Below are 13,141 nucleotides of genomic sequence, written 5' to 3'. Positions count from 1 at the left end.
GTCAGTGCTCCTTGACCAGCTCGGCGTACGCGCCTCCGGCGGCGACCAGGTCCTCGTGCCGGCCGCGTTCGACGACCACCCCGTGGTCGAGGACGACGATCTCGTCGCTGTCGCGGACGGTGCTCAGCCGGTGGGCGATGACGACGCAGGCGCAGCCGCGCCGCCGCAGGTTGTCCATGATGATCTGCTCGGTCCGGGCGTCCAGCGCGCTGGTGACCTCGTCGAGGACCAGGATGCTGGGGCGCCGGACCAGGGCGCGGGCGATCTCCAGCCGCTGCCGCTGCCCGCCGGAGAAGTTGCGGCCGTCCTGCTCGACGCGGCTGTGGATGCCGTCGGGGCGAGGGGCGATCACCTCGTCGTAGAGCGCGGCGTCCTGGAGGGCGGCGATCACCGCGTCGTCCGGGATGGACGGGTCCCACAGCGCCACGTTGTCGCGCACCGTGCCCTCGAAGAGGAAGATGTCCTGGTCGACGAAGGAGACCGAGGCCGCCAGCGCGCTGCGGGAGAGGTCCTCCAGCCGCTGTCCGTCGATGCGGATGGTGCCTTCCCAGGGGCTGTAGAGGCCGGAGATCAGCCGGGAGACGGTGGATTTGCCGCTGCCGGAGCCGCCGACCAGGGCGACCTGCCGGCCGGGGCCGACGGCCAGTGAGAAGCCGGTCAGCAGCGGTTTGTCCAGCGGGCTGTAGCCGAAGGTGATGTCCTCCAGCGTCACATGGCCCTTGAGCCGGCGGGTGTCGGCGTCCGGCTCGGGGCGCGAGTAGAGGGTGTCGACGGGGAAGCTCTCGACGTCCTTGAGGCGGGCCACGTCGGCGGCGAAGTCCTGGATCCGGCCGACCACTCCGTTGAGCCGGGTGAGGGGCGCGGTGAAGCGGGTGACCAGCGCCTGGAAGGCGACCAGCAGACCGATGGAGATATGGCCCTCGACCGCCCGCAGTCCGCCGATCCACAGGATCAGCGCGCTGTTGAGCGTGGCGAGGGTGGGGGCGACCACTGACAGCGCGGCGCTCGGCACGCCCAGCCGCTGCTGCACCTCCAGGGTGGTGGCGTGCTGGCCGGCCCAGCGGCGGAAGTAGCCGTTCTCGCCGCCGGTGGCCTTCATCGTCTCGATGAGCTGGAGGCCGGTGTAGGAGGTGTTGGTCAGCCGCGCGGTGTCGGCCCGGAGCTTGGCGGTGTGGGTGGACCGCAGCCGGATCACGATCCGCATGGCGACGACGTTGAGCAGCGCGATCCCCACCCCGATGACGGTCAGTTGGGGGTCGTAGGTCCACAGCAGGAAGGCGTAGAGGACGACCACGATGCCGTCCACGCCCGCGGCGGCGAGGTCACGGGCCAGGGTCTCGGCCACCGCGTCGTTGGACTGCAGCCGCTGGACCAGGTCGGCCGGACTGCGCTGGGCGAAGAAGGTGACCGGGAGTCTGAGCAGATGGCGCAGGAAGCGGGCGCTGGTGAGGGTGGAGGAGATGATCCGGCCGCGCAGCAGGTTGGCCTGTTGCAGACCGGTCAGTACGGCGGTCAGCGCGACCATGGCGGCCATCGACGCGAAGAGCGGCCCCAGCAGCGAGGTCTGGTTGCCGATCAGGAACATGTCGATGTACGTCCGGCTCAGCGCGGGCACCGCGGCGCCGACCGCGACCAGCAGCAGGCTGGCGAGCAGTGCGGCGAGCAGGGTGCCCTTCGTGCCGCGCATCCGGGCGGGCACGGCGCCGAGGACGCCGGGCTTGCGGCCGCCCTTGTGGAAGCCTTCGCCGGGCTCCATGACCAGGGCGACACCGGTGAAGCTGGTGTCGAAGTCCTCCATCGCCACGAAGCGACGGCCCTTGTCGGGGTCGTTGATGTGGACGCCGCGGCGGCCCATGCGGCGGCCGGTGCCGTCGTAGACGACGTAGTGGTTGAACTCCCAGAACAGGATCGCGGGCGCCTGCACCTCGGCGAGGGCGGCCGGTTCCATCTGCATGCCCTTGGCCTGGAGTCCGTAACTGCGGGCGGCCTTGAGCAGATTGCTGGCGCGTGAGCCGTCGCGGGAGACACCGCAGGCGATCCGCAGCTCTTCGAGCGGAACGTGCCGTCCGTGGTGGGCGAGCACCATGGCCAGCGAGGCGGCGCCGCACTCCACGGCCTCCATCTGGAGGACGGTGGGGGTGCGGACGGTCTTCGTCTTCTTGGGCTTCGGGGCGGGCGCGGCGCGGCGGGTGCGGCGGGGGCCGGGCGCCGATTCCGAGCGGCGGCGGCCGCGGACCGGCGGGGGCAACTGCTGCTGCGGGGCGGCGGATTCGTGCGGGGCGGTCACGGCAGCAGCCAATCGATCGGGTGCTGCGCGGCCAGGTGGACGGCGCCACTGGCCGGCGTCATGGAGTCGACGGTGTACGGCGGGCCGTCGGAGGTCGACCAGGCGTAGCCGGATGTACTGTGCGGGGCCGCGTCGAGCTGTACCAGGACCGCGACGGGCTGGCCGCGCCGCGAGAACTCCTCGCCGAGCTGGGTACTGCCCAGGAAGGTGCTGATCCGCTGGCGGGACTGGGCCGTCCTGCCGACCGCCTTGACCCGGCCGCGCAGCACGCCGTACTGCTGGGTCGGCACGGACTGGACGGTGAGGTCGACGGATGCGCCGACGGGGACGGTGGCGCCGCTCTCGGCGGGGACGTACAGCGTCGCCGTCATGGGGTCGTCGGGGCGGGCGATGCGTTCCACGGAGGCCACATCCGCGCCGGTGGTGACGACGGAGCCGATCGTGGCGACCATCGTGGTCAGCCGGCCGGCGGCGAGCGTACGGACGACGGTGGTGCCCTGGGCCGTCCGGACCTTCAGGACGGGGGTGTGCGCGGCCACCCGCTTGCCCTCTTCCGCGAGGACGGCGGTGACCTGGCCCGCGACCGGGCTCTGCAGGACGTAACTGCCCTGGCCGTGGGTGAGGATTCCGGGTGCGCTGAGGGTGGACGACACGGTTCCGGTGACCGCCCATATGGAGGCGGCGATCACGAAGAGGACCGTGACGATCAGCACGAGCCAGCCCTGGGGCCGGGCGAACCGCACCGGAAGGTCGATCTCCTCGGGCGACTGCAGCTTGGAAAGGGCCTGTTGGCGGAACTGCACGACACTCTTCCCTCAACTGCGGCGTTCTGGTTCGGACGGGTGGGGGCCGGCGCCCCGGGGCCCGGATGGAGTCCGGGCGGACCGGGGCACTCGGCCCGGCATGTCGGCAAGGAGGGGGCGCCGACCTGCCGTTGTCACCGTTCAAAGCCGGCTGTGCCGCTCAGCGGCACAGAGCGGACTCAGAGACCGGCGACCAGGCCCGTGGCGGTGCCGACGACGCCCGCGGTGTCGGTGCCGGCGACACCGTCGACCAGGCCGGTGGCGGTGCCCACGGCGCCCGAGACCGGGGCGATGGAGTCAACGGTGCTGGTGGCGGTGCCGACCACGCCGCCGACGAGGCCACCGGACACGTTGTCCAGGTCGCTGTCGGAGATTTCCTGCGTCTGAACCTGGGGGGTGGAGTTCATGATGATTCCCTTCGGATGAATATCTCGAAAAACCCGCGCCCGAACCGTCCGGTGGGGTGGTCCGGCCGCGGCAGCGGCAGTCGGGGTTCCCGAAATCGAGAACCGGGGGGTGACTGCCGCAGTGCGAAGGATCAAAGCATGCAGGCGCGTTGCGCTGCTAATCGGGCAGCTGCAGATCCGGGCGTGATCAGCCCGTCGAAATACCTGACGTGCACGCACGTCCATGACTTGGTGGCAGCTTCTTCACATCTCCTTCGGTTTCTTTTCCGGCAGCCCGGCAAGCGCCCGTTCGGCGAACTGGACATTCCGTCACCAAACCGCTTAGCCGCAGGTCAGCGCCGCGATGCCACACCAGAGAGCGTGTGCCGACTGCACATTCGGTGTGCAGATTCCTTGAAGGCAGGCAACTTTTACGGCACCTCGGCGCAGTCCGGACAGATAACTCCGCCGCGATCTTGCGGCGGCGCCACACGGAATGCTGCCGGGGCATTAAATGCGCCCGATTCGCCCGGAGTTCCGGAGCGCTATTAACGGTGTTGACCGTATTGAATGGACTCATCGACGCCATCCATATGCCATTTCCATGGAAACGGATCGAGCACCCGGAGAACGGACATAACCGCATAACGGAGCGCCTTCGGAACCGTCGGTAATGGGCGATTGGCGCCGAAGCGCCGGGAGGCCGGCGGCCGGGTGTGGCCCGGTGGCAGCCGCGCAACCGCTGGGGCACCGTGAGAAGGACGCGGCGGGGCCGGCGCCCCGGGAAGGAGCCGTACGTGGAGCCCGTCGAGGCGCTGACGCGGATCGCCTTCCTGCTGGAGCGGCAGGGGGCGGTGAGCTACCGCGTCCAGGCGTTCCGTACGGCCGCGACGGTGATCGGCGCACTGCCCGCCGACGAGGTGGCCCGGCGCGCCCGGAGCGGTTCGCTGGGGCGCCTCAAAGGGCTGGGGCCCAAGACCACCCGGGTGATCGAGGAGGCGCTCGCGGGCGCGCGCCCCGAGTATCTAACGCACCTTGAGGAGGAGGCGGGCGGCCCGCTGGTCGACGGGAACCAGGGGCAGCGGCTGCGTCGGGCGCTGCGCGGCGACTGCCACCTGCACTCGGACTGGTCGGACGGCGGCAGCCCGGTCGAGGCGATGGCCCGCGCCGCCCGCGACCTCGGGCACGCCTGGTGCGCGCTGACCGACCACTCCCCCCGCCTCACCGTCGCCCGCGGGCTGACCGCCGAGCGGCTGCGGCGGCAGTTGACGCTGGTGGCGGAGGTCAACGAGCGGCTGGCTCCGTTCCGGCTGCTGACCGGGATCGAGTGCGACATCCTCGACGACGGCTCGCTCGACCAGGAGCCGGAGCTGCTGGAGCGGCTCGATGTGGTGGTCGCCTCGGTGCACTCCAAACTCCGGATGGACAAGGCGCCGATGACCCGGCGGCTGCTGGCCGCCGTCCGCAATCCGCTGGTGGACGTGCTCGGGCACTGCACCGGGCGGCAGATCACCGGAAAACCGCGCCCGGAGTCGCAGTTCGACGCCGGCGAGGTGTTCGCGGCCTGCGCCGAACACCACACCGCCGTGGAGATCAACTGCCGCCCCGACCGCTTCGATCCCCCGCGCCGGCTGCTCCGTCAGGCGCTGGCGGCCGGAACCCTCTTCGCCATCGACAGCGACGCCCATGCACCCGGCCAACTGGACTGGCAGATCTACGGCTGCGCCCGCGCCGAGGAGTGCGGCGTCCCGCCGGAGCGGATCATCAACACCTGGACACCACGTCAGTTGGCCACCTGGACCGCTACGGGCCGGACCCCGCGCCGCTGACGGCGCCCGGCACCGCGTCACCGCTCCCGGCCCGAACCGGCGGGCGTGATCTCGCCTCCTCAGGCGGCGTGCGGCGCGGCGGCCGGCGTGGCCGGGGCGGTGGCCGGTGCGAGACGCAGCACCACCACGTACGCGACGACCACGGCGACGATCACCAGCGGCATCACCGTCAGCCCGCTCTTCCCCAGCAGCAGCGTGGCCAGCAGCACCGAGGTCATCGGGAGCCGGAGCATCGCCACGCACATCGCGCCGACGCCCATCGCGAAGCCCGCGGTGAGCGTCAGACCGGGCAGGTGGGACAGCACGACACCGCCCGCGGCGCCGAGGAACAGCGCGGGAAAGATGGGGCCGCCGCGGAAGGCGCTCAGCGAGGCGCAGTAGGCCAGGCCCTTGCACAGGATGAGCAGCAGCAGCGCGCCCACGGTGTATCCGGCGCTCTCCTTGAACAGCGACCCCAGCGCCGACTGGCCCGAATAGAGCATCTCGGAGGCGGGCTTGCCGGTGGCCCCGGCGAATGCCACCGCCAGTGCGCCCACCACCAGGCCCATCACCACGGTGGCCGGTACCCGGTGCCGGACCACATGCCCCTTGAGGAACAGCGCGAGGCGCCGTACCCCGGTCGCGGCGAACCCGGCGAGCAGCCCGATGACCAGGGCCCAGCCGAACTCCGGAACCGTCGGCCCGGAGGCCGCGGGGATGTCGTGCAGGGTGAGCGAGTACGTACCGAGCCCGGTCCAGTCCCCCAGCCCGGTGAAGATCAGCGCCCCCAGGCCGGACGCCAGCAGGCCGGGCACCAGGACGATGCCCAGCATCGGCCCGCCCAGCCCCGACACCTCCATCAGCAGGAACGCGCCCAGCAGCGGGGAGCCGAGCAGGGCGCTGATCGCCGCGAAGCTGCCGGCCGCGCCCACCGCGGCGGCGGCCTGCTCCGGCATGCCCCGGTTCAGCAGCCGTACGGCGCCCACGGCCAGACCCCCGCCGAGAGCGATCAGCGGCGCCTCGGGGCCGAGCACCACGCCGAAGCTCAGGGAGGTCATAGCCGCGAGGACGACGCCGGGGAGCGCGGAGAGCGGAGGCGCGCCGCTGAGCGCCAGGCCGTCGGCGGGCTCATGGCCCCCGCCGCCCGGCAGATGACGGACGGTCAGCCCGACCAGGAGCCCGGCGACCAGCAGCATCGGGACCGGCCACCAGAGCGGTGTCCCGGCGAAGCCCAGCGCCCGCGGCAGGTCGTGGTAGATCAGCGGTTCCAGCTCGTGGACCAGCGCGAGAAAGCCGAATGCGGCGGCGCAGATGGGCAGGCCGATCGCCGCGGACACCAGCAGGAGCTTGAGGTATCCGCGGGTGCGCACCAGCGCGTAGGGGTCCTGCGACGCGGTGTCCGGCGCTCCGCCCACCGGTCCGGCCGGGCCGACCGACATGCGCCTCGCCTCCTCGGAACCGGGGCTGCCCCGGCGCCCGCCCCGGGCCCCGGCCGTGATGAGCCTGGCACGGCCGGTCGGGGACGGCACCCCGGGTGGGGCCGGGCGGGGCACCGGTACGGCGTGTCCGGCCCGTCGGCCGGTGCCCGGCAGCCGCCGACGTCAGCCCTGCGAGGCCGCCGCCTCCCGGAGGGCGGCGAGCACCGGGCGGAACAGCGGGTGTTCCTCGGCGCCGCGGCGTACCGCGGCGAAGACCCGGCGGGTGGGGGCCACATCGTCGACAGGGCGGACCACCACGCCCGTGAGGTCCATGTCGCGCAGCGCCGAGCGCGGGACGAGCGCCACGCCCGCCGCGGCCGAGGCCAGCGCGACGACCGCGCGGAAGTCGTCGGAGGAGTGCTCCAGTCTCGGCTGGAAACCGGCGTATTCGCAGGCCAGGACCACCACGTCATGGCAGGGGTTGCCGGAATAGGGGCCGATCCAGGGATCGGCGGCGAGGTCCGCGACGGCCACTCGGTCCGTGTCGGCGAGGCGGTGGCCGGGCGGCAGGACCGCGTCGAACGGCTCGGCGTAGAGCGGGACCCGGGTCAGCCGGGGGTCGTCGGCGCCCGGTGCGCCCCGGTATTCGACGGCCACCGCCACATCGACCTGCCGGTCGAGGACCATCAGCAGGCTGGCGTCGCCCTCGGCGTCCTGGACCCGGACCCGGATGCCGGGCGCGGTGTTCGCGAGGGCGGTCAGCGCGGGCGCAACGACCAGGCCGATGCCGGTGGCGAAGGCCGCGACGGTCACCGTGCCCGCCTCGCCCGAGCCGTAGGCGGCGAGCTCGGACTCGGCGCGCTCCAGCTGGGCCAGGACGGCGTTGGCGTGGGTGAGCAGGATGTCGCCCGCGGCGGTCAGCCGTACGCCGCGGGCGCTGCGCTCCACCAGACGGTGGCCGGTCTCCTGCTCCAGGGCGGCCAGCTGCTGGGAGACCGCCGAGGGCGTGAGATAGAGCGCGGCGGCCGCGGCGGTGACCGTGCGGTGGTCGGCCACCGCGCGGAGGATGTGCAGCCGTCGTGCTTCGATCATGCCTCCAGTCTCGCAGCAGCCGGGCCGCGAGCGGAGTCAGCCGGCGAGCGCGGCCCTCGCTCCGACGAACGCGTCGACCGCGCGGTTGACGTCCTCGGTGGAGTGCGCGGCGGACAGCTGGACGCGGATGCGCGCCCGGCCCTGCGGGACCACGGGGTAGGAGAAGCCGATGACGTAGACGCCGCGCTCCAGGAGCAGCTCCGCCATCCGGGCCGCCTCGGCCGCGTCACCGATCATGACGGGGGCGATGGCGTGGTCGCCGGGGAGGATGTCGAAGCCCTCCTCGGTCATCCGCGAGCGGAACAGCGCGGTGTTGGCGTTCAGCCGCTCCCGCAGGTCACCGGCCGACTCCAGCAGGTCGAGGACCTTCAGCGAGGCGGCCGCGATCACCGGGGCGAGCGAGTTGGAGAAGAGGTACGGGCGCGAGCGCTGGCGCAGCAGCGCGACGATCTCGGCGCGGGCCGCGACATAGCCGCCGGAGGCTCCGCCGAGGGCCTTGCCGAGGGTGCCGGTGATGATGTCGACACGGTCCATGACCCCGTGCAGCTCGGGGGTGCCCCGGCCGCCGGCGCCGACGAAGCCGACCGCGTGCGAGTCGTCGACCATCACCATGGCCCCGTACCGGTCGGCCAGGTCGCAGATCTCACGCAGCGGCGCCACATAGCCGTCCATGGAGAAGACGCCGTCGGTGACGATCAGCGTGCGGCCGGTGCCGCCCGCGGTCGCCTCCTTCAACTGGCTTTCCAGATCGGCCAGATCGCGATTGGCGTAGCGGTAGCGGCGGGCCTTGCACAGCCGGATGCCGTCGATGATGGAGGCGTGGTTGAGGGCGTCGGAGATCACCGCGTCGTCCGGGCCGAGCAGGGTCTCGAAGACACCGCCGTTGGCGTCGAAGCAGGAGGAGTAGAGGATGGTGTCCTCCTGGCCCAGGAAGCCGGAGATCCGCTGCTCCAGCTCCTTGTGGACCTCCTGGGTGCCGCAGATGAAGCGGACCGAGGCGAGGCCGTAGCCCCAGCGGTCGAGCGCCTCGTGGGCGGCGGCGACGACCTCGGGGTGGTCGGCCAGGCCGAGGTAGTTGTTGGCGCAGAAGTTGAGGACCTCGCCGGGGTTGCCTCCGGCGGTGACCGCGACGGTGGCGGACTGCGGGGTGCCGATGACGCGTTCGGGCTTGTGCAGACCGGCGGCGCGGATCTCGTCGAGGGTGCCGCGCAGGTCGTCGCGTACGGAGTCGAGCATGGGGGTCTCCTGAAAGTACGTTGGCGAGTGAGCCGAAGGGGCCGGCGCGCCCCGGAGGCGAACCGAGCCGGAAGTCAGACGGTCCAGTCGAGGATGATCTTGCCGCTGCGGCCGCTGGCGGCGTCGTCGAAGGCGGCGTCGAAGTCCTGGTAGGAGTAGCGGCCGGTGATCACGGGCGAGAGGTCGAGACCGCCTTCGAGCAGCACGGACATCGCGTACCAGGTCTCGAACATCTCCCGGCCGTAGATGCCCTTGATCGTGATCATGGAGGTGACGATCCGGGACCAGTCGACGGGGAACTGCTCGGACGGCAGGCCGAGCACGGCGATCCGGCCGCCGTGCGTCATGTTGGCGATCATGTCGCACATCGCCTCGGGCCGCCCGGACATCTCCAGTCCGATGTCGAAGCCCTCGCGCAGGCCCAGTTGGCGCTGGCCGTCGGCGATGGTCGCGTCGGCGACGTTGAGCGCGAGGGTGACACCGGCCTTGCGGGCCAGGGCGAGGCGTTCCTCGCTGACGTCCGTGATCATGACGTTGCGGGCGCCGGCGTGCCGGGCGACGGCCGCGGCCATGATGCCGATCGGGCCCGCGCCGGTGATCAGCACGTCCTCGCCGACCAGCGGGAACGACAGCGCGGTGTGCACGGCGTTGCCGAACGGGTCGAACACGGCGGCGATATCGAGGTCCACCGGGACCCGGTGCACCCAGACGTTGCCGGCGGGCAGTGCGACGTACTCGGCGAAGGCGCCGTCCCGGCCGACGCCGAGGCCGATGGTGGCGCGGCACAGATGGCGGCGGCCGGCCAGACAGTTGCGGCACTTGCCGCAGACCAGATGGCCCTCGCCGCTGACCAGGTCGCCGGCCTTGATCTCGGCCACGTCGCGGCCGGTCTCCACCACCTCGCCGACGAATTCGTGGCCGATCGTCAGCGGGGCGGCCACGGCCTGCTGGGCCCAGCCGTCCCACGCCCGGATGTGCAGGTCCGTGCCGCAGATGCCGGTGCGCAGCACCTTGATCAGCACATCTCCCGGGCCGATGGCCGGCTCCGGTACGTCCATGAGCCAGAGCCCCGGCTCCGTCTTCTGCTTGACCAGTGCCTTCACCGCTGTGGCTCCCGTACGTGCGTGATCTGCCGGGGGCCCGCCGCGGCCGCCCGATCTTCATCAGAAAAATCTTCCCTACCTCGGCCGCGCGGTCCATCGAGGATTTCTTAAGCGCGGCCACAGCTGCCCTTTACGCCCCGCCGGCACCGGGATTCCGGCCCTCGCTCCCCGGGAGACGTGAGGCCGGTCATGCCCCGTCCGGGACGCTCGGCGGGCCGGGGAGTGTAAACGTTCGCCACCGCAAGCGTCGGAATTCATCACAGCTTGAGTGGCCGTGAGACCGGGGTGCTCGGGGCTACGTAGGACTGGGTGTGCACCACACACGGCGGCCGGCGCGACGCACCGCGGCTTCCCGTGTGCCCCGTTGCCGTGCGTCCCTGGAGGTCAGTGAATTGAGCCACCGACATGTGAACAAGCGCCTGCGGACCGGCGCCATCGCCACCGCCGGTGTGGCCGCCGTCGCGGCCGCAGCGATCCTGCTCCCCAATGCCAACGCGAGCACGGACCAGCCGGCGGCCCTCAAGACGTTCAGCGCCCACTCCGCCACCCAGCTGGCGACATCCCTGAAGGCGGACCTCAAGGACAACGGCGCGGGCTGGTACCTGGACAGTTCCAAGGGCCACCTGGTCATGAACGTCCTGTCCGAGGAGGACGCCGAGAACGTCCGGGCCAAGGGCGCCGTCGCCAAGGTCGTGCACAACAGCATGACCGCGCTGAAGTCCGGTACGAAGACCCTGCGTGAGACGGCCGCGGTGCCCGGCACCGCCTGGGCGATCGACCCCAAGACCAACAAGATCGTGGTGACCGCCGACAGAACGGTCACCGGCGCAAAGATGGCCATGCTCTCCAAGGCCACGAACGGCATGGGCAAGGGCATGGTGACCGTCAAGCGGTCGCAGGGTGAGTTCAAGCGGTTCGACGGCGGGGACGCGGGAAGCACGTCGGGCGGCGCGGCCGGCAGCGCCGCGGGCGGTGCGGGTGGCGCCGGAGACGCGGCGGGTGGCGCGGGCGACGCGGCGGGTGGCGCCGGAGAAGCCGCGGGTGGCGCGGGCGACGCCGCGGGGGGTGCCGGGGACGGCGGCGGTGCCGGAGACGGCGGACAGGCCGCCGGGCCGATCGGCGGCAGCGCCATCTTCGGTGGCAACGCCCGCTGTTCGCTGGGCTTCAACGTCACCGTCAAGGGCGCTCCGGCCTTCCTGACGGCCGGTCACTGCGGCAACGACTCCAAGACCTGGACGGCCGACCAGGGCGGCGGCCAGCCGCTCGGCACGGTCGCCGACTCGAAGTTCCCGAAGACCGACTTCGCGCTGGTCACCTACGACGACACCGCCGCGAAGCCACAGAGCGCGGTGGACCTGGGCAACGGCAGCACCCAGGAGATCACCAAGGCCGCGGAGGCCGCCGTCGGCATGAAGGTGCAGCGCTCGGGCAGCACCACCGGCCTGCACGACGGCACCGTCACCGGCCTCGACGCGACGGTGAACTACGGCAACGGCGACATCGTCAACGGCCTGATACAGACGGACGTTTGCGCGGAGCCCGGTGACAGCGGCGGCGCGATGTTCGCCGACGACTCGGCGGTCGGGCTGACCTCCGGCGGCAGCGGCGACTGCACCGCGGGCGGCGAGACCTTCTTCCAGCCGGTCACCGACGCGCTCAAGGCCACGGGCGCGGAGATCGGCGCCGGGGGCGGCGACGACGGCGGCAACGGGGCCGGCGGCAACGGCGCGGCCGGTGGTAATGGCGCCGGCGGCAACGGCAACGGCGCGGGAAACGCCGGTGCCGGCAACGCGGGAGCCGGCAACGCCGGCGCGGGAGCGGGCGACCCGGGTGCGGGCGCCCAGGACCCCGGCACCGGCGCGGAGGACCCGGGCGCGGGTGCCCAGGACCCCGGCACGGGAGCGGAAGAGCCGGGCGCGGGTGCCCAGGACCCCGGCGCGGCAGGTGGTGATGCCCTGAACTGACGACAGACGGAACCAGCTGCGCGACCGGCCCCGCCCCTTCAGGACGAAGGAGTGCGGGGCCGGTGAGCGCCGGGGGCGTGTCCGCAGAGTCCCGGCGGCACCGCCCCCGGAACCCGTACGCCGTCGCTGCCGCCTCGCTGTCGCCGTTCCCCGTCAGGTCGAGGTGACGGTGAACAGCCCTCCATCGGGGTCCCGGATGACGGCCTGGCTGCCCTCGCCGTCCGTGGTCGGGGTGACGGGAGTGACGGTTCCGCCAGCGGCCACCGCGGTGGCCGTCACCTTCTCGATGTCGTGGACCGGGAAGTGGACGTGCCAGCGCGGGCGCACCCGCGGGTCCGGGGCGGACTCGACGCCGCCGCCGCGCAGGGTCGCGACGGTGTGCGTCCCGTCGCTGACGAGCACCTGGTCGTGTTCGTACGTCACATCGCAGCCGCCCGGCTCCCCGGAGGCCCAGCCGAAGACCTCGGCGTAGAAGATGGCGGCGGCGAAGGCGTCCCGGGTGCGCAGTTCGAGGCCGGTGGGCGCGCTGCCCTGGCCGACCGACCAGGCCAGCGTCTGGCCCTCCCAGAAGCCGAAGGTCGCGCCGTCGGGGTCGGCGGCGAGGGCGGCGCGTCCGGGGCCGAGCTTGAGCGGGCCGACCGCGACGGTCGCCCCGCGCTCACGGATCCGGTCCGCGGTGTCGTCGGCGTTGTCCACCGCGAAATAAGACGTCCAGGCCACCGCGACCTGGAAGCTCTGGGCGAGGGCGCCGATACTGGCGACCGGCCGGCCGCCCGCCAGCGCGATGCAGAACTCCTCGCCGAGGCTGGCCGCGCGGAACCGCCAGCCCAGGACCGCGGAGTAGAACTCCTGGGCGGCGTCCAGATCGCGGGCCATCAGACTGACCCAGCAGGGAGCGCCGCGTACCGCGGTGACGGGGCCTTGGGCCGACATGCATCTGCCTCCTGTTGCTCAGCGCCCCTTCCCACCATGCCAGCGACGGCGCGGGGCCGCACCAAGGGCGCGTCCCCCTGCGGCAGCGCGGTTGTGCCGGTCTTGATCAGG

At 72.3% G+C, this 13,141-nt stretch carries 10 protein-coding genes; 2 read left to right on the top strand and 8 right to left on the bottom strand.

Features of this window, described 5'->3' with window-relative positions:
* Window position 1: 1 nt before the first annotated feature.
* The 3 genes from ACFW5B_RS16255 to ACFW5B_RS16245 all read right to left on the bottom strand — a co-directional run bounded on the left by ACFW5B_RS16255 (window position 2) and on the right by ACFW5B_RS16245 (window position 3,497).
* A complete protein-coding gene (locus ACFW5B_RS16255) occupies window positions 2-2,287 on the bottom strand; it encodes an NHLP family bacteriocin export ABC transporter peptidase/permease/ATPase subunit (protein WP_386439342.1) in 2,286 nt (761 codons plus the stop codon).
* On the bottom strand, window positions 2,284-3,090 hold the full coding sequence (locus ACFW5B_RS16250) for an HlyD family efflux transporter periplasmic adaptor subunit (protein WP_386439341.1): 807 nt from the start codon (window positions 3,088-3,090) through the stop codon (window positions 2,284-2,286). Before ACFW5B_RS16250 ends, ACFW5B_RS16255 begins: the two co-directional genes overlap by 4 nt.
* A gap of 179 nt (window positions 3,091-3,269) precedes the next feature.
* Window positions 3,270-3,497, bottom strand: coding sequence for a hypothetical protein (locus ACFW5B_RS16245; RefSeq protein WP_018091740.1), 228 nt, complete (start codon window positions 3,495-3,497; stop codon window positions 3,270-3,272).
* Between the two features lie 776 nt (window positions 3,498-4,273).
* On the opposite strand from ACFW5B_RS16245, the gene ACFW5B_RS16240 reads away from it, so the two are divergent.
* Window positions 4,274-5,305, top strand: coding sequence for a PHP domain-containing protein (locus ACFW5B_RS16240; protein WP_386439338.1), 1,032 nt, complete (start codon window positions 4,274-4,276; stop codon window positions 5,303-5,305).
* Between the two features lie 59 nt (window positions 5,306-5,364).
* Here the strand turns inward: ACFW5B_RS16240 and ACFW5B_RS16235 are convergent, their stop codons facing one another.
* The 4 genes from ACFW5B_RS16235 to tdh form a co-directional block, all read right to left on the bottom strand.
* Window positions 5,365-6,723 (bottom strand): chloride channel protein, encoded by a 1,359-nt coding sequence (locus ACFW5B_RS16235; RefSeq protein ID WP_386439337.1) that lies wholly within the window; start codon window positions 6,721-6,723, stop codon window positions 5,365-5,367.
* A 162-nt stretch (window positions 6,724-6,885) separates the two neighbouring features.
* The gene (locus ACFW5B_RS16230; RefSeq protein ID WP_386439336.1) at window positions 6,886-7,794 is read right to left on the bottom strand and encodes a LysR family transcriptional regulator; all 909 of its coding nucleotides are present in this window, start codon (window positions 7,792-7,794) and stop codon (window positions 6,886-6,888) included.
* A gap of 36 nt (window positions 7,795-7,830) precedes the next feature.
* Complete coding sequence (locus ACFW5B_RS16225; RefSeq protein ID WP_386439334.1) at window positions 7,831-9,030, bottom strand: glycine C-acetyltransferase; 1,200 nt, start codon at window positions 9,028-9,030, stop codon at window positions 7,831-7,833.
* Between the two features lie 74 nt (window positions 9,031-9,104).
* Entirely contained in the window at window positions 9,105-10,133 is a 1,029-nt protein-coding gene (gene tdh / locus ACFW5B_RS16220) for an L-threonine 3-dehydrogenase (protein WP_386439332.1), read from the bottom strand.
* Window positions 10,134-10,540: 407 nt separating this feature from the next.
* Between tdh and ACFW5B_RS16215 the strand changes: the two genes are divergently transcribed.
* Entirely contained in the window at window positions 10,541-12,097 is a 1,557-nt protein-coding gene (locus ACFW5B_RS16215) for a S1 family peptidase (protein ID WP_386439331.1), read from the top strand.
* A 153-nt stretch (window positions 12,098-12,250) separates the two neighbouring features.
* Here the strand turns inward: ACFW5B_RS16215 and ACFW5B_RS16210 are convergent, their stop codons facing one another.
* Window positions 12,251-13,030 carry a VOC family protein gene (locus ACFW5B_RS16210; protein ID WP_386439329.1) on the bottom strand — a complete coding sequence of 260 codons (780 nt, stop codon included), beginning with the start codon at window positions 13,028-13,030 and terminating at the stop codon, window positions 12,251-12,253.
* Window positions 13,031-13,141 lie beyond the last annotated feature (111 nt).

Origin of the sequence: Streptomyces sp. NPDC058773, assembly GCF_042746015.1 — a bacterium.
GTDB lineage: Bacteria > Actinomycetota > Actinomycetes > Streptomycetales > Streptomycetaceae > Streptomyces.
This window is presented reverse-complemented; position numbering and strand designations above follow the sequence as displayed.

Bases quoted from the DNA above. Each gene is read 5' to 3' on its own strand.
- ACFW5B_RS16245 (WP_018091740.1), bottom strand. From the start codon at position 3,497: ATGAACTCCACCCCCCAGGTTCAGACGCAGGAAATCTCCGACAGCGAC.
- ACFW5B_RS16235 (WP_386439337.1), bottom strand. From the start codon at position 6,723: ATGTCGGTCGGCCCGGCCGGACCGGTGGGCGGAGCGCCGGACACCGCG.
- ACFW5B_RS16230 (WP_386439336.1), bottom strand. From the start codon at position 7,794: ATGATCGAAGCACGACGGCTGCACATCCTCCGCGCGGTGGCCGACCAC.
- ACFW5B_RS16225 (WP_386439334.1), bottom strand. From the start codon at position 9,030: ATGCTCGACTCCGTACGCGACGACCTGCGCGGCACCCTCGACGAGATC.
- ACFW5B_RS16210 (WP_386439329.1), bottom strand. From the start codon at position 13,030: ATGTCGGCCCAAGGCCCCGTCACCGCGGTACGCGGCGCTCCCTGCTGG.